This window comes from Pseudomonas piscis (assembly GCF_009380155.1).
Classification (GTDB): Bacteria; Pseudomonadota; Gammaproteobacteria; order Pseudomonadales; family Pseudomonadaceae; genus Aquipseudomonas; species Aquipseudomonas piscis.
Genome location: NZ_WHUV01000004.1, coordinates 395,179 through 417,300, shown reverse-complemented (window position 1 = coordinate 417,300; position 22,122 = coordinate 395,179). Strand labels below are relative to the sequence as shown.

Annotated in this window: 11 protein-coding genes; 7 read left to right on the top strand and 4 right to left on the bottom strand. The window is 64.2% G+C overall.

What is annotated here, in order from left to right:
* Window position 1: 1 nt before the first annotated feature.
* Together waaF and glnE are read right to left on the bottom strand one after the other, a co-directional pair.
* Window positions 2-1,036: a lipopolysaccharide heptosyltransferase II gene (gene waaF / locus GDH07_RS23760; protein WP_022641018.1), complete on the bottom strand. Its 1,035-nt coding sequence runs from the start codon at window positions 1,034-1,036 to the stop codon at window positions 2-4.
* Between the two features lie 133 nt (window positions 1,037-1,169).
* Window positions 1,170-4,109, bottom strand: a complete 2,940-nt coding sequence (glnE, locus tag GDH07_RS23755; RefSeq protein WP_022641017.1) for a bifunctional [glutamate--ammonia ligase]-adenylyl-L-tyrosine phosphorylase/[glutamate--ammonia-ligase] adenylyltransferase — start codon at window positions 4,107-4,109, stop codon at window positions 1,170-1,172.
* A gap of 380 nt (window positions 4,110-4,489) precedes the next feature.
* Here glnE and aceE point away from each other — a divergent pair, with 380 nt between their 5' ends.
* From aceE to msrA, 4 genes are all read left to right on the top strand, one after another.
* Window positions 4,490-7,135 (top strand): pyruvate dehydrogenase (acetyl-transferring), homodimeric type, encoded by a 2,646-nt coding sequence (gene aceE / locus GDH07_RS23750; protein WP_053132405.1) that lies wholly within the window; start codon window positions 4,490-4,492, stop codon window positions 7,133-7,135.
* Window positions 7,136-7,146: 11 nt separating this feature from the next.
* The gene (aceF, locus tag GDH07_RS23745; RefSeq protein WP_343038325.1) at window positions 7,147-9,105 is read left to right on the top strand and encodes a dihydrolipoyllysine-residue acetyltransferase; all 1,959 of its coding nucleotides are present in this window, start codon (window positions 7,147-7,149) and stop codon (window positions 9,103-9,105) included.
* 314 nt (window positions 9,106-9,419) lie between these two features.
* On the top strand, window positions 9,420-12,113 hold the full coding sequence (locus GDH07_RS23740) for a sensor domain-containing phosphodiesterase (RefSeq protein WP_152899079.1): 2,694 nt from the start codon (window positions 9,420-9,422) through the stop codon (window positions 12,111-12,113).
* A gap of 69 nt (window positions 12,114-12,182) precedes the next feature.
* Complete coding sequence (gene msrA / locus GDH07_RS23735) at window positions 12,183-12,830, top strand: peptide-methionine (S)-S-oxide reductase MsrA (protein ID WP_022640794.1); 648 nt, start codon at window positions 12,183-12,185, stop codon at window positions 12,828-12,830.
* A gap of 71 nt (window positions 12,831-12,901) precedes the next feature.
* Here the strand turns inward: msrA and GDH07_RS23730 are convergent, their stop codons facing one another.
* Complete coding sequence (locus GDH07_RS23730) at window positions 12,902-13,738, bottom strand: 23S rRNA (adenine(2030)-N(6))-methyltransferase RlmJ (RefSeq protein ID WP_022640793.1); 837 nt, start codon at window positions 13,736-13,738, stop codon at window positions 12,902-12,904.
* A 256-nt stretch (window positions 13,739-13,994) separates the two neighbouring features.
* On the opposite strand from GDH07_RS23730, the gene GDH07_RS23725 reads away from it, so the two are divergent.
* Together GDH07_RS23725 and GDH07_RS23720 are read left to right on the top strand one after the other, a co-directional pair.
* Window positions 13,995-15,266, top strand: coding sequence for an O-acetylhomoserine aminocarboxypropyltransferase/cysteine synthase family protein (locus GDH07_RS23725; protein ID WP_053132415.1), 1,272 nt, complete (start codon window positions 13,995-13,997; stop codon window positions 15,264-15,266).
* Between the two features lie 128 nt (window positions 15,267-15,394).
* The gene (locus GDH07_RS23720) at window positions 15,395-15,889 is read left to right on the top strand and encodes a DUF2165 family protein (protein WP_053132418.1); all 495 of its coding nucleotides are present in this window, start codon (window positions 15,395-15,397) and stop codon (window positions 15,887-15,889) included.
* A 214-nt stretch (window positions 15,890-16,103) separates the two neighbouring features.
* Here the strand turns inward: GDH07_RS23720 and putP are convergent, their stop codons facing one another.
* On the bottom strand, window positions 16,104-17,588 hold the full coding sequence (putP, locus tag GDH07_RS23715) for a sodium/proline symporter PutP (RefSeq protein ID WP_022640790.1): 1,485 nt from the start codon (window positions 17,586-17,588) through the stop codon (window positions 16,104-16,106).
* Between the two features lie 461 nt (window positions 17,589-18,049).
* Here putP and putA point away from each other — a divergent pair, with 461 nt between their 5' ends.
* The gene (putA, locus tag GDH07_RS23710; protein WP_152899078.1) at window positions 18,050-22,003 is read left to right on the top strand and encodes a trifunctional transcriptional regulator/proline dehydrogenase/L-glutamate gamma-semialdehyde dehydrogenase; all 3,954 of its coding nucleotides are present in this window, start codon (window positions 18,050-18,052) and stop codon (window positions 22,001-22,003) included.
* Window positions 22,004-22,122 lie beyond the last annotated feature (119 nt).

Sequence of the window (22,122 nt, the reverse complement as noted above, 5' to 3'; positions counted from 1 at the left end):
CTTATCGAACCTCGACCGCAGTGCCCTGCAACCGCTGCAGGGCCTCGTTCACCGACTGCGGCATCAGCTGGCGCAGGCAGTTGTAATGGCCGAAGCGGCAGGTGCGGTCAAAGCACGGACTGCATTCGATACCCAGGCGCACCACTTCGACCTGATCGGCCAGGGGCGGAGTGAAACCCGGCGAGGTGGAGCCGTACACCGCCACTAGCGGGCGGTTCAGCGCGGCGGCCACGTGCATCAGCCCGGAGTCGTTGGACACCACGGAATCGGCACAGGACAGCAGGTCGATGGCCTCGGCCAGGGAGGTCTCGCCACTGAGGTTGACCGACTCCTCGCGCAGGCCGGGAATCAGCCGGCTGCGGATTTCCTCGCCCACGGCGTGATCGTTCTTCGAGCCGAACAGCCAGACCTGCCAACCATCGCGGATCCTGGCCTCGGCCACCTGGGCGTAGTGTTCCGACGGCCAGCGCTTGGCCTCACCGAACTCAGCTCCCGGACACAGCGCCAGGACCGGACGGTCCAGGGCCAGGCCGAACTTGGCCAGGGCCGCGTCACGGCTCTGCGGATCGATCTGCAGGCTGGGCCGCGGATAGGGCGCAGGCAAGTCGGCGCCAGGCTCATAGGCCAGGGCCATGAAGCGCTCGATCATCAACGGATAACGCTCTTTATCGAGCTTGCGCACATCGTTGAGCAGGCCGTAGCGGAACTCGCCACGCCAGCCGGTGCGCTTGGGAATGCCGGCGAAGAACGGCACCAGTGCCGACTTCAGCGAATTGGGCAGAAGGATGGCCTGATCGTACTGGCCGGCCAGGGACTTGCCGATGCCGCGCCGGGTCGCCAGCTCCAGGGCCCCGTGGCCCAGGGGGAAACTCAGGGCCCGGCGCACCTGGGGCATGCGCTCGAGGATCGGCCGGCTCCATTCGGGGGCCAGCACGTCGATCTCGCATTGAGGATGGCGCTGCTTCAGGCACTCGAAGAGTGTCTGCGCCATCACCATGTCACCGACCCAACTGGGCCCAACGATCAGAATATTCATGTGGTTTCCATAAACGAGCCGGGGAGGCATACGCCTCCCCGCCTCGAGAATCCAGCACCGCGGCCTCAGCCGCCGGTTCAGTTTTGGCGAGCCGCAAGGCCCGCCGAGTACATGACGGCCCCTGTCAGGCCGCCTAGCTTAGCCCCAGCTCGCGCCAAATCCGCAACACTTCCCGCCGCTCGGTCACGAATTGATCACCAGTGATGATCCCGGCCTCATTCTGCAACGCCTGTCGATGAGCGGCGGAACGGTAGGCCTTGTAGACCTCGCGCAGCAGGCTGGCATCGCTCGCCGACATCAGCCCGACTTCTTCCAGACCTTCCAGGATGCGGATGTTATCGGTATAGCGCAGCAATGACGGGTGCTCTTCGGACCACGCCAGGGCCGCGTATTGCACCATAAATTCGATATCGACGATACCTCCGGCGTCCTGCTTGAGGTCGAAGGGCACCGTGGCTTCGAAGGCATTGGCGGCCGTACCGGCGGCGGTCAGGCGACTACCCAGGTTGTCGCGCATCTTGGCGCGCATTTCGCTGACCTCCTGGCGCAGCTTGGCCAGGTCGCGATGCTTGCCCAACACCGCGGCCCGGACCTTTTCGAAAGCCTGGCCGACATCCTGGCTGCCCACCAGCACCCGGGCCCGCACCAGCGCCTGATGCTCCCAGGTCCAGGCCTCGTTCTCCTGGTAACGGCCGAAGGCCCCCAGGGAACTGACCAGCAGGCCCGAAGCGCCGGATGGCCGCAGGCGCATGTCCACCTCATAGAGCTGGCCGGAGTTGGTCTGGGTGGTCAGCAGGTGGATGATGCGCTGGCCGAGCCGGGTGAAGAATTGCGCGCCATCGATGGGCTTGGGCCCATCGGTCTCGGCCTGGGGGTCGCCATCATGGATGAACACCAGGTCCAGGTCGGACCCGTGGCCCAGTTCGATACCGCCGACCTTGCCATAGCCGACGATAATGAACCCCGGATCGCACAGGGTGCCGTCGGTACGCAGCGGCGCACCATGGCGGGCCACGGTCTGGCGCCAGGCCAGGGCCAGCACCTGCTCGAGGATCGCCTCGGCCAACCAGGTCAGGTAGTCGCTGACCTTCATCAAGGGCAGGCTGCCGGCGATCTCCGACGCTGCCACTCGCAGGCGATGGGCCAGCTTGAAATGGCGCAAGGCCTCCATCTGCTGTTCCAGGTCGTCCTCGGGAATCCGCGTCAGGCGCTCACGCAACTCGGCCGCCAACTCCGGCGCCAGGGGCGGCTTGAACAGTCGACCTTCATTGAGCAACTCATCCAGCAACAGCGGGAAGCGAGTGATCTGCTCGGCAATCCATGGGCTGGCCGCGCACAAGGTCAGCAGGCGGCGCAACGCCCCGGGGTTCTCGGTGAGCAATACCAGGTAGGCCGAACGCCGAGCCACCGCTTCAACCAGGGGCAGCACCCGCTCCAGCACCAGGTCCGGACTGGCATGCTCCACCGCCTGGGCCAGCAGGCGTGGAATGAAGGCATCCAGCCGTTCACGCCCCAGGCGCTGCATGGCTCGCAACTGCGGACTGCTGCGCAGGCTGGCCAGGGCCCGCAAGGCCTTGGGCGCATCGACGAAACCACCTTCCTGCAACTGGCGGCAAGCTGCCTCTTCATCCTGGGCTTCTTCCCACAACGGCAACCACTCGCCACCCACGACGACCTCGCTCTGGGCCCCTTCGTCCTCATCGGGATCGGCGATCACCTGGCGGAAGTGCCATTCCACCCGGGCCCGCCAATGCATCAGCCGTTCATGGAAGGCCTCCCAGTCGGCGAACCCCAGCATGAAGGCGATCCGCGCCTGGTCCTGGGGATTGTCCGGCAGCATCTGGGTCTGGCGGTCGGCGATGGCCTGGATCGCATGCTCGGTGTAGCGCAGGAATTCATAACCCTCGCGCAACTCGCTGACCACCGCCGGCGGCAGGTAGCCCTGCCCTTCCAGGGTTCCCAGTACCTTTAATAGAGGACGCTGCTGCAAGCTCAGGTCGCGACCGCCATGGATCAACTGGAAGGCCTGGGCGATGAACTCCACTTCACGGATACCGCCCGAGCCCAGCTTGATGTTGTCGGCCATGCCCTTGCGCCGCACTTCCTGCTGGATCAGCTGCTTCATGGTGCGCAGCGCCTCGATGGCGGAGAAGTCCAGGTAACGGCGATAGACGAAGGGCCGCAGCAATTCCAGCAATTGGGCGCCGGATGCCTGGTCGCCGGCCACCACCCGTGCCTTGATCATCGCGTAGCGCTCCCAGTCGCGCCCCTGGTCCTGGTAGTACTGCTCCAGGGCATTGAAGCTCAGGACCAGGGCCCCCGAGGAGCCATAGGGACGCAAGCGCATATCGACACGAAACACGAAGCCGTCGACGGTCATCGGGTCCAGGGCCTTGATCAGGCGCTGCCCCAGGCGGATGAAGAACTCCTGGTTGTCCAGCCCCCGCTTGGCCCCGACGGTCTCGCCGCCTTCGGGGTAGGCGAAGATCAGGTCGATGTCCGACGACAGGTTGAGCTCCACGGCCCCCAGCTTGCCCATGCCCAGGATGACCATCTGCTGCGGCTCGCCGCTGCGGTGGCCGGTGGGCACGCCGAACTGTTGGCAATGGCGCAGGTACAACCATTGGTAGGCCTGGTCGATGCAGGCATCGGCCAGGTCGGAAAGATCGCGGCAGGTCTGCACCAGGTCCGCCTGGCGGGTCAGGTCGCGCCAGATGATCCGCACCTGCTGCCGGGTACGCTGGCGACGCAGCACTCGCCCCAGTTGATCTTCGGTCTCGGCCGCCTGCACCGCCGCGGCGATCTGCGCACATAGCTCGCCCGGGGCGAAACCGCGATCCAGCTCGCCGGAACGGACCAGCTCCAGCAGCATCGAAGGATCACGCAGGCTCTGATCGATGACGAAGTCGCTGGCAGCACAAACCCGGGCGAACTCACCCCAGCGCTCGGTGCTCCAGTGCGCCACTGCGGGGTCATTTTCCAGGGCGGCCACCGCACTGCGAAATGATTGCTCCGCACGGCTGACCAGCGGCAGGAGAATCGCGGGGACTTGGGCAAGCGGGGGCAGGCTCATGGGCTATCCTTGATGGGCGTGGAACGTGCAGGCTGAGGGAGAGGTAGAGGACAAGCAGCGGCGGACTGTCGAACAAAAGTTAGAAATAGCTGAAAATAGATTTTTTTTAGCAGCCAGCATCAACCCACCATCTATCCGCGTCACTCATTGACCAAGAGTAACGATTATTCTCACAACACAGCAGGAGGCCACGAGCCACTCTTCTGTAGTTTTACTACTCGTCTATACATTCGAAAGGCTGAAACGGCCGATGATTTGTAGTAAAACTACACATCGCTGGAGCAACCTCCGGCAATCCAAGAATTCATAACGTCTGCCCACAAGGCCAGTCGCAAACTCAGGCAACCGATTCTGGAAGCCTTTCCGCCCTGGAGCAAGCCATGCAAGACCTCGATCCCGTCGAAACCCAGGAATGGCTGGACGCCCTGGAATCGGTTCTCGACAAAGAAGGCGAAGACCGTGCTCACTACCTGATGACCCGCATGGGTGAACTCGCGACCCGCAGCGGCTCGCAACTGCCCTACGCCATCACCACTCCCTATCGCAACACTATCCCCGTCACCCACGAAGCACGCATGCCTGGCGACCTGTTCATGGAACGCCGCATTCGCTCGCTGGTGCGCTGGAACGCGATGGCCATGGTGATGCGCACGAACCTGAGGGATTCCGACCTGGGCGGTCACATCTCCAGCTTCGCCTCCAGCGCCACCCTGTACGACATCGGCTTCAACTACTTCTTCCAGGCCCCGACCGACGAGCACGGCGGCGACCTGATCTACTTCCAGGGCCACACCTCCCCTGGCGTCTACGCTCGCGCCTTCATGGAAGGCCGCATCAGCGAAGAACAGATGAACAACTTCCGCCAGGAAGTGGATGGCAAGGGCCTATCGTCCTATCCACACCCATGGCTGATGCCTGACTTCTGGCAGTTCCCGACCGTTTCCATGGGCCTGGGCCCGATCCAGGCGATCTACCAGGCACGCTTCATGAAGTACCTGGAAGCCCGTGGCTTCATCCCTGCCGGCAAGCAGAAGGTCTGGTGCTTCCTGGGCGACGGCGAGTGCGACGAGCCGGAAGCCCTGGGCGCCATTTCCCTGGCCGGCCGCGAGAAGCTGGACAACCTGATCTTCGTCATCAACTGCAACCTGCAGCGCCTCGACGGCCCGGTTCGCGGCAACGGCAAGATCATCCAGGAACTCGAAGGCGTGTTCCGTGGTGCCCAGTGGAATGTCACCAAGGTCATCTGGGGCCGTTTCTGGGACCCACTGCTGGCCAAGGACGTCGACGGCATCCTGCAACGCCGCATGGACGAAGTCATCGACGGCGAGTACCAGAACTACAAGGCCAAGGACGGCGCGTTCGTCCGTGAGCACTTCTTCAACACCCCTGAACTCAAGGCGATGGTTGCCGATCTGTCCGACGACGAGATCTGGAAACTCAACCGCGGTGGCCACGACCCGTACAAGGTCTATGCGGCCTACCACCAGGCGGTCAACCACAAAGAGCAGCCGACCGTCATCCTGGCCAAGACCATCAAGGGTTATGGCACCGGCGCCGGCGAAGCGAAGAACACCGCGCACAACACCAAGAAGGTCGACGTCGAGAGCCTGAAGCTGTTCCGCGACCGCTTCGACATCCCGGTCAAGGACGAAGACCTGGAACACCTGCCGTTCTTCAAGCCGGAGACCGGCAGCGCCGAAGCCCGCTACCTGAGCGAGCGCCGCACCGCGCTGGGTGGCTTCGTGCCGCAGCGCCGCGCCATGAGCTTCAGCGTGCCGACGCCACCACTGGATACCCTCAAGGCGATCCTCGATGGTTCCGGCGACCGTGAAATCTCCACCACCATGGCCTTCGTGCGCATCCTGGCGCAGCTGGTCAAGGACAAGGAAATCGGCCCGCGCATCGTGCCGATCATCCCGGACGAAGCCCGTACCTTCGGTATGGAAGGCATGTTCCGCCAGTTGGGCATCTACTCCTCGGTCGGCCAGCTCTACGAGCCAGTCGATAAAGATCAGGTGATGTTCTACAAGGAAGACAAGAAGGGCCAGATCCTCGAGGAAGGCATCAACGAAGCGGGCGCCATGAGCTCCTTCATCGCTGCCGGCACTTCGTACTCCAGCCACAACCAGCCGATGCTGCCGTTCTACATCTTCTACTCGATGTTCGGTTTCCAGCGGATCGGCGACCTGGCCTGGGCCGCTGGCGACAGCCGTACCCGTGGTTTCCTGATCGGCGGCACCGCCGGCCGTACCACCCTCAACGGTGAAGGCCTGCAGCACGAAGACGGCCACAGCCACATGCTGGCCGGCACCATCCCGAACTGCCGCACCTACGATCCGACCTACGGCTACGAGCTGGCGGTGATCATCCAGGACGGCATGAAGAAGATGACCGAAGAGCAGCAGGACGTCTTCTACTACATCACCGTGATGAACGAGTCGTACCAGCAGCCAGCCATGCCCGAAGGTGTCGAGGAAGGCATCATCAAGGGCATGTACCTGCTCGAGGAAGACACCCGCGATGCCGCGCACCACGTACAGCTGATGGGCTCCGGCACCATCCTGCGCGAAGTCCGCGAAGCGGCGAAGATCCTGCGTGACGAATTCAACGTCGCCGCCGACGTGTGGAGCGTGACCAGCTTCAACGAACTGCGCCGCAACGGCCTGGCCGTGGAACGCAGCAACCGCCTGCACCCGGGCCAGAAGCCACAGCAGAGCTACGTCGAAGAGTGCCTGAACGGCCGCAAGGGGCCGGTCATCGCCTCCACCGACTACATGAAGCTGTTCGCCGAACAAATCCGCCAGTGGGTCCCATCCAAGGAATTCAAGGTCCTGGGCACCGACGGTTTCGGCCGCAGCGACAGCCGCAAGAAACTGCGTCACTTCTTCGAAGTCGACCGTCACTTCGTGGTGCTGGCAGCCCTGGAAGCCCTGGCTGACCGTGGCGACATCGAACCCAAGGTCGTGGCCGAGGCCATCGCCAAGTTCGGTATCGACCCGGAAAAACGCAACCCACTGGACTGCTGAGGAGACTTTCTGTGAGCGAACTCATTCGCGTACCTGACATCGGCAGCGGTGAAGGTGAAGTAATCGAACTGATGGTGAAAGTCGGCGATCGCATCGAAGCCGACCAGAGCATCCTGACCCTGGAGTCGGACAAGGCGAGCATGGAAATCCCTGCCCCGAGCGCCGGCGTGGTCAAGAGCGTGAAAGTGAAGCTGGGCGACCGCCTGAAAGAAGGCGACGAACTGCTGGAACTGGAAGTCGAGGGCGCCGCCGCTGCGGCCCCTGCGCCGGCCGCCGAAGCGCCGAAAGCCGAGGCCGCGCCGGCCCCGGCAGCGCCTGCCGCTGCGCCGAGCGCCGCCCCTGCCGGTACTTCGGTACAGCAGGTGCACGTGCCGGACATCGGCTCCTCGGGCAAGGCCCAGATCATCGAGCTCCAGGTCAAGGTCGGCGACAGTGTCGAGGCCGACCAGTCGCTGATCACCCTCGAGTCCGACAAGGCCAGCATGGAGATCCCATCGCCAGCCGCCGGCGTGGTCAAGGCCATCAGCGTCAAGCTCAACGATGAAGTCGGTACCGGCGACCTGATCCTGGACCTGGAAGTGGCCGGTGCCGCGGCCCCTGCCGCCGCTCCAGCCCAGGCCCCTGCGGCAGCGCCCGCTGCAGCCGCTGCCCCTGCCCCGGCTGCCGCTCCTGCGCCAGCAGCGGCCGACAGCGTGCAGGATATCCACGTTCCGGACATCGGCTCGGCCGGCAAGGCCAAGATCATCGAAGTCATGGTCAAGGCCGGCGACAGCGTCGAAGCCGACCAGTCGCTGATCACCCTCGAATCCGACAAGGCCAGCATGGAAATCCCATCGCCAGCCGCCGGCATCGTGGAAAGCGTATTGATCAAGCTGGACGACGAAGTCGGTACCGGCGACCTGATCCTCAAGCTCAAGGTCAAGGGCGCGGCTCCTGCAGTCGCTCCGGCCCCTGCCGCGCCTGCCCCGGCTGCCGCCCCTGCGCCAGCCAAGGCCGAAGCCGCACCAGCCGCTCCAGCACCAGTCGCCGCAGCAGCTGCGCCTGCCAAGCCAGGTGCCAAGGTGCACGCCGGCCCGGCCGTGCGCCAGCTGGCCCGCGAGTTCGGCGTCGAACTGAACGCCGTGAGCGCCAGTGGCCCCCATGGCCGGATCCTCAAGGAAGACGTGCAGGTCTACGTCAAGGCCATGATGCAGAAGGCCAAGGAAGCGCCAGCCGCTGGCGCGACCGGCGGCGCAGGCATCCCGCCGATCCCGGCCGTGGACTTCAGCAAGTTCGGTGAAGTCGAAGAAGTGGCCATGACCCGCCTGATGCAGGTCGGCGCTTCCAACCTGCACCGCAGCTGGCTGAACGTGCCGCACGTGACCCAGTTCGACTCCGCCGACATCACCGAGTTGGAGGCCTTCCGCGTTGCCCAGAAGGCCGTGGCCGAGAAAGCCGGCGTCAAGCTGACCGTCCTGCCGCTGCTGCTCAAGTCCTGCGCCCACCTGCTCAAGGAACTGCCGGACTTCAACAGCTCGCTGGCTCCGAGCGGCAAGGCGATCATCCGCAAGAAGTACGTGCACATCGGCTTCGCCGTGGACACCCCGGATGGCCTGCTGGTACCAGTGATCAAGAACGTCGACCAGAAGAGCCTGCTGCAACTGGCGGCCGAAGCCGCTTCCCTGGCGGAAAAGGCCCGGACCAAGAAACTCTCCGCGGACGAGATGCAAGGCGCTTGCTTCACCATCTCCAGCCTCGGCCACATTGGCGGCACCGGCTTCACGCCGATCGTCAACGCGCCAGAAGTGGCCATCCTCGGTGTTTCCAAGGCCACCATCCAGCCGGTCTGGGACGGCAAGGCCTTCCAGCCGAAGCTGATGCTGCCGCTGTCGCTGTCCTACGATCACCGTGTGATCAACGGCGCAGCCGCCGCGCGCTTCACCAAGCGCCTGAGCGACCTGCTGGCGGACATCCGCACCATCCTGCTGTAACTCGCGAGCCGGCCCTCCTGTCATGGGAGGGCCGGCACCGCAGCCTTTTTCGAGCGCCACGCTCGTACCTCAACCCCGTCAATCTGGCGGGGCTTTTTTTTCCGGAAAAACAACCTGGATCCCGCTGTGGACCGAGCCATGCAAGTGGCGCAAAGTAACTTTGCAGAAATCCCCTTACCTGCCGATATAAAGGTTTATAGCACTTGGCCTTCATCTCTCTTGTCAGTCGATGCGCCATGATGCAACCTTGCCGCAGGCAACAGTGAAGAGGGCGTGAGCCCGGCGCGATCAGCAATTTCGAAGCGAGTTTCCCCATGAAAAGCCAACCCGATGCCGCCAGCCGTATGGTGGCCGAGGTAGTGACGCAGTTGCCTGTGCCTTCGCGGCTCGGCATGTTGCGTTTCGAACGGCTGAATGAAGCGAGCTGGGCGCTACTGTTTCTCGATCCCAACTGCGAACGCCAGTTCGGCCTGCCCGCCGTGGAGCTCTGCGCCCTGGTCGGCTCGCCCTACGCCAGCCTGATGGAGCCTGAAGCGCGCTATCAACTGCATGACAACATCCAGCAGCAACTGGCCAGCGCTTCCCATTATCTGATCCGCTATACCCTGCACACCGCCCAAGGCCCCCTGAGCATCCTGGAACTGGGCGAAGCCTACAAACAGCACAACCGACACCTGCTGCGTGGCTACCTGCTGGTGGTCGAAGGCCTGTTCGGCAATAGCCCAACGGCACCGACCCTGGACCTTGAAACCCAGAACAGCCGCCTGCAGATCGCCCTGGAACTCAACCAGCGGGCCCAGCAGGAACAGCTGCAACACCTGGAGCGGGTACGGGCCCAGCAGGACCTGATCCTGCTGCTGACCCGCCAGCGCTACAGCAGCGGCAACTCCCTGAAGGAAGCCGCCGAGCTGATCACCCGCAGTGCCTGCGACATCTACCAGATCGACTGCGCCAGCATCTGGAACCTGGAGGGCCAGCGCCTGGAGCCGATCGCGGCCTACCATCGCGCCACCCAGGAGTACCACCTGCCCGACGCCATCGACGCCAGCAGCTTCCCGGACTACATGGAAGCCCTGCACAGCTGCCGCGCCATCGATGCCCAGAACGCCATGCGCGACCCACGTACCCGGGAAATGGCCGAGAGCCTGCGCCCCCGGGACGTGAATGCCATGCTCGATGCCAGCATCCGCATCGACGGCCAGGTGGTCGGGGTGCTGTGCCTGGAACAGACCGGCACCACCCGCGCCTGGCAGTCGGACGAGATCGCCTTCGCCGGCGAGCTGGCCGACCAGTTCGCCCAGGTCATCAACAACCACAATCGCCGGGCCGCCACCAGCGCCCTGCACCTGTTCCAGCGGGCCGTGGAACAAAGCGCCAACGCCTTCCTGCTGGTCAACTGCGACGGCGTGGTGGAATACGTCAACCCCAGCTTCACGGCGATCACCCAATACAGCACCGAGGAAGTCCACGGTCACCGCCTGTCGGAATTACCGGCCCTGGAGAACCTCAGCGAACTGCTGTTCGACGCCCCTTCCAGCCTGGCCAAGAGCAATAGCTGGCAGGGCGAGTTCAAGAGCCGGCGCAAGAACCTCGAGCCCTACTGGGGCCAGTTGTCGATTTCCAAGGTCTATGGCGACAACCGCGAGCTGACCCACTACATCGGCATCTACGAAGACATCACCCAGACCAAGCTGGCCCAGCAGCGCATCGAGCGCCTGGCCTACACCGACAACCTGACCAACCTGGGCAACCGCCCTGCATTCATCCGCAACCTGGACGAACGCTTCGCCCGGGATAGCGATACCCCGATCAGCCTGCTGCTGGTGGACATCGACAACTTCAAGCGGATCAACGACAGCCTCGGCCACCAGACCGGCGACAAGCTGCTGATCAGCCTGGCCCGGCGCCTGCGCAACAGCCTGAGCCCCAGCGGCAGCCTGGCGCGCTTCGCCAGCAACGAGTTCGCCGTGCTGCTGGACAACACCGACCTGGAAGCCGGCCAGCAGATCGCCAGCCAGCTGCTGATGACCCTGGACAAGCCGATGTTCGTCGACAACCAGTTGATCAGCGTCACCGGCTCCGTGGGCCTGGCCAGCGCGCCGCTGCACGGCCGCGACCCACAGACCTTGATGCGCAACGCCGGCCTGGCGCTGCACAAGGCCAAGGCCAACGGCAAGCACCAGGTGCAAGTATTCACCGAGGCCCTGAACGCCGAGGCCAGCTACAAGCTGTTCGTCGAGAACAACCTGCGTCGGGCCCTGACCCAGAACGAACTGGACGTGTTCTACCAGCCCAAGCTGTGCCTGCGCAGCGGCCGGCTGCTGGGCATGGAGGCGCTGCTGCGCTGGAACCACCCGGAGAAGGGCATGATCCGCCCGGACCAGTTCATCAGCGTGGCGGAAGAGACCGGGCTGATCATTCCCATCGGCAAGTGGATCGCCCGCCAGGCCTGCCGCATGAGCAAGCAACTGACCGCCGCCGGCATGGGCAACCTGCACGTGGCCATCAACCTGTCGCCCAAGCAGTTCTCCGACCCGGACCTGGTGGCCTCCATCGCCGGCATCCTCAAGGAGGAGCAACTGCCCTCCTCGCTGCTGGAGCTGGAACTGACCGAAGGCCTGCTGCTGGAAGCCACCGACGACACCCACCAGCAACTCGAACAGCTGAAAAAGCTCGGCCTGACCCTGGCCATGGACGACTTCGGCACCGGTTATTCGTCCCTGAGCTACCTGAAGAAATTCCCTATCGATATCATCAAGATCGATCGCAGCTTCATCCACGACATCCCGGACAACCAGGACGACATGGAGATCACCTCGGCGGTGATCGCCATGGCCCACAACCTGAAGATCAAGGTGGTCGCCGAAGGTATCGAAACCGCCGAGCAGCTGGCCTTCCTGCGCCGCCATCGCTGCGACGTCGGCCAGGGCTACCTGTTCGACCGGCCGATTCCCGGCACCGAGCTGATCGCCAGGCTCAAGCGCTATCCGCGCGGACCAATCGCCTGACAGCGTCGCGACACTCGGGCAAACTGCAGGTCTGAATAACGACAATCCAACTGACTGGAGGACTGCTACATGGTCTTGCGCTCGGAAATTCTGGTGAACAAAAACGTGCTCCCAACCAAAGAACAAGCTCTGCCTGGCCGTGAAACTCCAATGACCGTCCCGGAGGAGCACTTCGTCAACGGCAATCCGCTGCTGGGCCCGTTCCCCGGCAACGTGGACTTCGCCATTTTCGGCCTGGGTTGCTTCTGGGGCGCGGAACGGCGCTTCTGGCAGCGCGAGGGCGTGTTCAGCACCTGCGTGGGTTATGCCGGCGGCTTTACCCCGAACCCGACCTATGAGGAAGTCTGCTCGGGCCTGACCGGACATACCGAAGTGGTACTGGTGGTGTACGAGCCGGAGAAGGTCAGCTACCAGCAACTGCTGGCGATGTTCTGGGAACTGCACAACCCGACCCAGGGCATGCGCCAGGGCAACGATATCGGCACCCAGTACCGCTCGGTGATCTACACCACCAACCCGACCCAGCTGCAGCAGGCGCTGCACAGCAAGGAGGTGTTCCAGGCCGAGCTGACCAAGGCAGGTCTGGGCACCATCACCACCGAGATCGAAGAGGCGCCGACCGTCTACTTCGCCGAGGCTTATCACCAGCAGTACCTGGCGAAGAACCCGGAAGGTTATTGCGGTATCGGCGGTACCGGGGTGACCTGCCCAATCTAAAGCAGCTACAAGCGGCAAGTGGTTCGCCGTCGGCTTGCCGCTTGCCGCTTGCCGCTTATAGCTCGTGGCTGTTATTCCGCGATCAGCCAGTCCATCTGCCAGCCGCCCTGGGTCTGGCCGAGCTTTTGCGACAGCCAGGGCAGCAGCTCGCGCAATTCCTCCTCCAGGCCCCACGGCGGGTTGGCGATGGCCAGGCCCGAACCGTTGAGGCTGTTGGGCGTATCCAGCGGATGCACCAGCAATTCCACCCGCAGCAGCTTCGGCGCACCAGTGCCGGCCAGGTCCTGGTAGAAACGGCGCAGGGCGCGCTGGTCCTTGACCGGATACCAGATGGCCGCCACGGTCTGGCGCATGCGACCGATGGCCTCCTTCATCGACGCGGCGCAACGCTGCATCTCGTCGAGTTTCTCGAACGGCGGGTCGATCAACATCACCGCCCGCTTCTCCGCCACCGGCAGCAGCGCCCGGGCCACGTGCCAACCCTCGCCCAGGTGTACCGCCACCCGCCGATCGCCCTTCATGTTGTCCTTGAGCAGCAGGCCATCCTCGGGATGCTTCTCGTTGAGCAGCGCCCGATCCTGGTTGCGCATCAGGCGCCGGGCCAGCTCCGGGGAACCGGGGTAGTAGCGCAGCTCGCCATCCGGGTTCAGCCGGCGCAGCACGCGCATGTAGTCGGCGGTCAGCTCTGGCAGGTCGTCCGCGCCCCACAGCCGGGCGATACCTTCCAGGTACTCGCCGGTGCGTGTCGCCTGGTCGCCCTTGAGGTCGTACAAGCCGATGCCGGCATGGCTGTCGATATAGGCGAACGGCTGCTCCTTGCGCGACATCAGGGCGATGAGGCGGGTCAGGGTCAGGTGTTTGAAGACGTCGGCGTGATTGCCGGCATGGAAGGCGTGACGATAGTTCATGGTTGCTCCTGCGCAGGAGCGCAAGTTTACCCTGTGCCATGGACCGCGTCAGGACAGGCCATCGCATTTGCCCGGCACGGCGCGCCAGCTTGCCCATCCGCCACGCCTGATGGACACTGACGCGCCTGCCCGTGGCCAAGGGGCAGGTACACCAAGCGGTTGCTGGCGACTCAGACACAAGGGACCACTGACTGCTGTACGGGCACGACCCTGCCTGGCTGTGCTCATTAATGGACTGCTACTGAGTTGAGAATTTATGAAAGACGCAACGATTGCGCTGCACCATGGATTCAAGTCGGACCCCGCCACCAAGGCCGTGGCCGTGCCCATCTACCAGAACGTCGCCTTCGAGTTCGACAACGCCCAGCACGGTGCCGACCTGTTCAATCTCGATGTGCCGGGCAACATCTATACCCGGATCATGAACCCCACCAACGATGTGCTGGAACAGCGCATCGCCGCCCTGGAGGGCGGAGTCGCGGCGCTGGCGGTATCGGCCGGTAGCGCCGCGATCCACTACGCCATCCAGACCCTGACCCAGGCCGGCGACAACATCGTCTCCACCCCGCAGCTGTACGGTGGCACCTACACCCTGTTCGCCCACCTGCTGCCCAGCTTCGGCGTCGAAGTGCGCTTCGCCCGCGACGACTCCCCCGAGGCCATCGCCGAACTGATCGACGACAACACCAAGGCGGTGTACTGCGAGAGCATCGGCAACCCGGCGGGCAACATCGTCGATATCGAAGGCCTGGCCCAGGTCGCCCACGCCCGGGGCGTGCCACTGATGGTGGACAACACAGTGGCCACGCCGATCCTGTGCAAGCCGATCCAGTTCGGCGCCGACATCGTCGTGCATTCGGTGACCAAGTACGTCGGCGGCCATGGCAACGCCCTGGGCGGAGTGATCGTCGACAGCGGCAACTTCCCCTGGACCGAGCACCCGCAGAAGTTCGCCAGCCTCAACACCCCCGAGCCGGCCTATCACGGTGTGGTCTACACCGAGAAGTTCGGCCCTGCGGCCTTCGTCGCCCGGGCCCGCACCGTGCCGCTGCGCAACACCGGCGCGGCCCTGGCGCCCATGAACGCCTTCCTGTTGCTGCAAGGCCTGGAGACCCTGGCCCTGCGCATGGAGCGCCACACCGACAACGCCCTCAAGGTGGCGCAGTTCCTCAAGGCCCACCCGCTGGTGGCCTGGGTCAGCTATGCGGGCCTGGAGGACCATCCGCATCACGAACTGGCGCGCAAGTACATGCAGGGCAAGCCGTCGGCGATCCTCTCCTTCGGCCTCAAGGGCGGCTACGAGGCAGGCGTGCGCTTCTACGATGCGCTGCAGATCTTCAAGCGCCTGGTGAACATCGGCGACGCCAAGTCCCTGGCCTGCCACCCGGCCTCCACCACCCACCGGCAGATGAACGAACAGGAACAGGCCAAGGCCGGGGTCAAGCCGGAAATGATCCGCCTCTCGGTGGGTATCGAAGCCATCGAGGACCTGCTCGAAGACCTGGACCAGGCCCTGCGCCAAGCCTGATCCAAACCGGCCCCGCCCGCACCGGCGGGGCCCTTGTTCCTCCCGCGCCCCGCCACTAAGCTGCCCTCGCTACATCCTCCCTGGATCCCTCTCCCCCAAGGATCGCACCTCCAGCAAAGGACCCTGACATGCTCGTGCGCTACGCCAAGATCATCATGACCCTCGCGGTCGCCGCCTTCGCCCTGCTGGTGGCCTACAACAACATCAGCGACTACGGCTCCAACTTCGCCTTCGTCCAGCACGTGCTGAGCATGGACAGCGTCTTTGCGGGCAACAGCGCTACTGGCCGGGCCATCACCCAGCCGCTGCTGTGGAATGCCGGCTACTGGCTGATCATCGCCGGCGAAGCCGCGACCGGCGTGCTGCTGGTGCTAGGCGGCGCCCGCCTGTGGCGCGCCCGGCACGGCGCTGCCAGCGACTTCAATCGCGCCAAGCATTGGGCCATTGCCGGCTTCTGCCTGGGTTTCTGCGTCTGGTTCTTCGGTTTCATGGTGGTGGGCGGGGAATGGTTCATGATGTGGCAGTCCGCCACCTGGAACGGCCAGGAAGCAGCGTTCAAGTTCTACATGGCGATCCTTGGCGTGCTGATCTTCCTCAACCAGCCCGACGCTGAACTGCACTGAGCCAAGCCCGCCACGGCCCGACAGCGGCATGGCGAGGTCGTGAAAAAAACCGCAGGGCCTTGCATGGCGATCTCCAGGCGAACCCCTGCCGCACTTCTCTACGTTCGCTAGCAGCCTGCTGCGGCTTCAGAAGGCGAAAAAAAACGGCCCGCTGCGTCACCGCAGCGGGCCGTTTTCATTGTGTCCCCGAAAAAACAGGGGCCGGATCAAGCACTCAGTGGTTGAGCTTGAAATCCTTCTCGGCGGCTTCGAAGCGCTGGACCATACCGGCACTCGGAGCGCCCAGCTTGCTCACCAGGACGATGGCCAGGCTGGCGAAGATGAAGCCCGGGATGATTTCGTACAGGCCCAGCAGGGCGAAGTGCTTCCACAGGATCACGGTCACGGCACCGACCACGATACCGGCCAGTGCGCCGTTGCGGGTCATGCCTTTCCACAGGACCGAGATCAGTACCACAGGACCGAAGGCCGCGCCGAAACCGGCCCAGGCATAGCTCACCAGGCCCAGTACGCGGTTCTCCGGGTTGGCGGCCATGGCGATGGCGACCAGCGCCACCACCAGCACCATGGCCCGGCCGACCCATACCAGTTCCAGCTGGGACGCGCCCTTGCGCAGGAAAGCCTTGTAGAAGTCTTCGGTCAGGGCGCTGGAGCACACCAGCAGCTGGCAACTCAGGGTACTCATGACCGCCGCCAGGATGGCCGACAGCAGCACACCGGCGATCCATGGGTTGAACAGCAGCTTGGCCAGTTCGATGAACACCCGCTCAGGGTTCTCGGTCACAGGACCGGCCACGTCAGGATGCGCCGAGAAGTAGGCGATGCCGAAGAAGCCCACGGCCACGGTGCCACCCAGGCACAGGATCATCCAGGTCATGGAGATGCGACGAGCGTTGGCGATCGACTTGACCGAATCAGCGGCCATGAAGCGCGCCAGGATGTGCGGTTGGCCGAAGTAGCCCAGGCCCCAGCCCATCAGCGAGATGATGCCGATGAAGGTGGTGTTCTTGAGCATGTCGAAGCTGGTGGGATCCTTGGCCTCGATGGCCAGGAAGGTGGTGTCGACGCCACCGGTGGCCAGCAGCACGATGATCGGCGTGAGGATCAGGGCGAAGATCATCAGCGTGGCTTGCACGGTATCGGTCCAGCTCACCGCCAGGAAGCCACCGACGAAGGTGTAGGCGATGGTCGCCGCCGCACCGGCCCACAGCGCGGTCTCGTAGGACATGCCGAAGGTGCTTTCGAACAGGCGGGCGCCGGCGACGATGCCGGAAGCGCAGTAGATGGTGAAGAACACCAGGATCACCACCGCGGAGATGATCCGCAGCAGGCCGCTCTTGTCTTCGAAGCGGCTGGAGAAGTAGTCCGGCAGGGTCAATGCGTCACCGTTGTGCTCGGTCTGTACCCGCAGGCGACCGGCCACGAACAGCCAGTTCAGGTAGGCACCGGCGATCAGGCCGATGGCGATCCAGCTCTCGGACAGGCCGGACATGTAGATGGCGCCCGGCAGGCCCATCAGCAACCAGCCACTCATGTCGGAAGCGCCGGCGGAAAGCGCGGTCACCACGCTGCCCAGGCTGCGCCCACCAAGAATGTAGTCGGAAAGGTTGTTGGTGGAGCGATAGGCCATGAAGCCGATCAGCACCATTGCCGCGATGTAGATCACGAACGTGATCAGGGTTGGATTGCTTGCACTCATGAGTAACGCCCTGGCTTTGTTTTTATGGTGCGGCGGTCACTGCCCCACGCCGCCAAACGATAACGATTGGGAGACGTTCAAGCGTGCCGCGCATTTATGACTGATGTTTCCCCAGGAAAGCCATCAGCCGATGCCCCAGTCACGAAGACGGTTGCACCTTGGGCGCGAATCCTATGCAACAAAATGAACAAGGTGCAACCGATTTGACGTGAATCAGTTGCACCTTGTCGATAAATCGGCGGTTGGTGACGTTTTTGCTCCTTTTTGGAGCAAGGAAAATCTTTTTCAGAAGCGAATGCACCAGATCGATTCCCTACTTTGTGTAGCGGAATTTTATTCCTGACAAACTGCGATTTTTTCCCGGTAAAAATGGGTTGCACCCGGTTGCACCTATTTCGGCTCGCGGATAATCTTGCCGCCAGCTGATGCCACACTCGCGTGGCAAACATGAGGATAAAAATATGGCTACCACCACCCTCGGGGTCAAACTCGACGACCCTACCCGCGAACGTCTCAAGGCGGCCGCGGCCTCGATTGATCGGACTCCGCACTGGCTGATCAAGCAGGCGATCTTCAATTACCTGGAGAAACTCGAGGGTGGTGCAACCCTGACCGAGCTGAGCAACGCCATCGCCCGCGACGGCGACGACGCCGGTGACGTGATCACCGACCATGCTCACCAATGCTTCCTCGAATTCGCCGAGAGCATCCTGCCGCAATCGGTACTGCGTGCCTCCATCACCGCGGCCTATCGCCGGCCGGAACCGGAAGTGGTGCCGATGCTGCTGGAGCAGGCGCGCCTGCCGGCCGCCACCGCCGAGGCCGCGAACAAGCTGGCCGCCTCCATCGCCGAAAAACTGCGCAACCAGAAGAGCGCCGGCGGCCGGGCCGGCATCGTCCAGGGCCTGCTGCAGGAGTTCTCCCTGTCGTCCCAGGAAGGCGTGGCGCTGATGTGCCTGGCCGAAGCCCTGCTGCGCATCCCCGACAAAGGCACCCGCGACGCGCTGATCCGCGACAAGATCAGCACCGGCAACTGGCAGCCGCACCTGGGCAACAGCCCGTCGCTGTTCGTCAACGCCGCCACCTGGGGCCTGTTGCTCACCGGCAAGCTGGTGTCGACCCACAATGAAGCGGGCCTGACCTCTTCCCTGAGCCGCATCATCGGCAAGAGCGGCGAGCCGATGATCCGCAAGGGCGTGGACATGGCCATGCGCCTGATGGGCGAGCAGTTCGTCACCGGCGAGACCATCGCCGAAGCCCTGGCCAACGCCAGCAAGTTCGAAGCCAAGGGCTTCCGCTACTCCTACGACATGCTCGGTGAAGCGGCACTGACCGAGCACGACGCGCAGAAATACCTGGCGTCCTACGAGCAGGCCATCCACTCGATCGGCAAGGCCTCCCACGGTCGCGGCATCTACGAAGGCCCGGGCATCTCGATCAAGCTCTCGGCCCTGCACCCGCGCTACAGCCGCGCCCAGTACGAGCGCGTGATGGAAGAGCTGTACCCACGCCTGCTATCCCTGACCCTGCTGGCCAAACAGTACGACATCGGCCTGAACATCGACGCCGAGGAAGCCGACCGCCTGGAGCTGTCGCTGGACCTGCTCGAGCGCCTGTGCTTCGAGCCGCAACTGGCCGGCTGGAACGGTATCGGCTTCGTGATCCAGGCTTACCAGAAGCGCTGCCCGTACGTGATCGACTACGTCATCGACCTGGCGCGCCGCAGCCGCCACCGCCTGATGATCCGCCTGGTGAAGGGCGCCTACTGGGACAGCGAGATCAAGCGCGCCCAGGTCGAAGGCCTGGAAGGCTACCCGGTCTACACCCGCAAGGTTTACACCGACGTCTCCTACATCGCTTGCGCGCGCAAGCTGCTGTCGGTGCCGGAAGTCATCTACCCGCAATTCGCCACGCACAACGCCCATACCCTGTCCGCGATCTACCATATCGCCGGCCAGAACTACTACCCCGGCCAGTACGAGTTCCAGTGCCTGCACGGCATGGGTGAGCCGCTGTACGAACAAGTGGTGGGCAAGGTCGCCGACGGCAAGCTGAACCGCCCATGCCGCGTCTACGCTCCGGTGGGCACCCACGAGACCCTGCTGGCCTACCTGGTTCGCCGCCTGCTGGAAAACGGCGCCAACACCTCGTTCGTCAACCGTATCGCCGACCAGTCGATCTCGATCCAGGAACTGGTGGCCGACCCGGTCAGCCAGATCGAACAGATGGCCACCCTGGAAGGCGGCGTCGGCCTGCCGCACCCGCGCATCCCGCTGCCGCGCGACCTGTACGGCACCGACCGCGCCAACTCGGCCGGCATCGACATGGCCAACGAGCATCGCCTGGCATCGCTGTCCTGCGCGCTGCTGGCCACTGCCCATAACGACTGGAAAGCCGCGCCGCTGCTCGGCTGCCCGGCCAGCGAAGAAACCCCGGCGCCGGTACTCAACCCGTCCGACCACCGCGACGTGGTGGGCCATGTCCAGGAGGCCACCGTTGTCGACGTCGACAACGCCATCCAGTGCGCCCTCAACGCCGCACCGATCTGGCAGGCGACCCCGCCGGCCGAACGCGCGGCGATCCTGGAACGCGCCGCCGACCTGATGGAAGGCGAAATCCAGCCGCTGATGGGCCTGCTAGTCCGCGAGGCCGGCAAGACCTTCGCCAACGCCATCGCCGAAGTGCGCGAAGCCGTGGACTTCCTGCGCTACTACGCGGTGCAGGCCCGCAACGATTTCAGCAACGACGCCCACCGTCCACTGGGCCCGGTGGTGTGCATCAGCCCGTGGAACTTCCCGCTGGCGATCTTCTCCGGCCAGGTGGCCGCAGCCCTGGCCGCCGGCAACCCGGTACTGGCCAAGCCTGCCGAGCAGACCCCGCTGGTAGCCGCCCAGGCCGTGCGCCTGATGCTGGAAGCCGGCATTCCCGAAGGCGTGCTGCAACTGCTGCCAGGCCGTGGCGAGACCGTCGGTGCCGGCCTGGTCGGCGACGAGCGGGTCAAGGGCGTGATGTTCACCGGCTCCACCGAAGTCGCCCGCCTGCTGCAACGCAACATCGCCGGGCGCCTGGACAACCAGGGCCGGCCAATCCCGCTGATCGCCGAGACCGGCGGCCAGAACGCGATGATCGTCGACTCCTCGGCCCTGACCGAGCAGGTGGTGATCGACGTGGTGTCCTCGGCCTTCGACAGTGCCGGCCAGCGTTGCTCGGCCCTGCGCGTACTGTGCCTGCAGGAAGACTCCGCCGACCGCGTGATCGAAATGCTCAAGGGCGCCATGGCCGAAAGCCGCCTGGGCAACCCCGAGCGCCTGGCCGTGGACATCGGCCCGGTGATCGACGCCGAAGCCAAGGCCGGGATCGAGAAACACATCCAGGGCATGCGCGATAAAGGCCGTACCGTGTATCAGGTGGCCATCGCCGAAGGCGAGGAAATCAAGCGCGGCACCTTCGTCATGCCGACCCTGATCGAGCTGGAAAGCTTCGACGAACTGCAGCGCGAGATCTTCGGCCCGGTGCTGCACGTAGTGCGCTACAAGCGCAAGGACATCGACCAGCTGATCGCCCAGATCAACGCTTCCGGCTACGGCCTGACCCTGGGCGTGCATACCCGGATCGACGAGACCATCGCCAAGGTGGTGGACAACGTCAACGCCGGCAACATGTACGTCAACCGCAACATCGTCGGTGCCGTGGTCGGCGTGCAGCCATTCGGTGGCGAAGGCCTGTCGGGCACCGGCCCGAAAGCCGGCGGCCCGCTGTACCTGTACCGCCTGCTGTCGACCCGTCCGGTGGACGCCATCGAGCAGTCCTTCGTCCGTGCCGACGCCATCAGCGCCCCGGACCTGCGCCTGCGCGAGTCGCTGCTCAAGCCGCTGTCGGCCCTGCAAGCCTGGGCCGACAGCGCCAAGCTGGCGGAACTCTCGGTCCTGTGCAAACAGTTCGCCGGGCAGTCGCAGAGCGGGATCACCCGGCAGCTGGCCGGCCCGACCGGCGAGCGCAACAGCTACGCCATCCTGCCCCGTGAGCACGTGCTGTGCCTGGCGGAAATCGAAGGCGACCTGCTGACGCAACTGGCGGCGGTACTGGCCGTCGGCGGCTCGGCAGTCTGGCCGGAAAACGCCGTGTCCAAGGCTCTGTTCGGCCGCCTGCCCCGGGAAGTCCAGGTACGCATCAAACGCGTGGCCGACTGGACCAAGGATGAGGCCGTGTTCGACGCGGTCCTGCACCACGGCGACTCCGACCAGTTGCGCGGCGTCTGCCAGCAGGTGGCCCAGCGCGCCGGTGCCATCGTCGGCGTCCAGGGCCTGTCCCAGGGCGAAACGACGATCGCCCTGGAACGCCTGGTGATCGAACGCGCCCTGAGCGTCAACACCGCTGCGGCCGGCGGTAACGCCAGCCTGATGACCATCGGTTAAGAGCAGCGGCAAGCTACAAGCGGCAAGCAGGGGCAACAGCCTTTGCTTGCCGTTTTTGCTTCTGGCTCTGGCTTGTAGCTTGGTTTCTCCTGCTTCATCACGCCTATCAATCTTCCTAT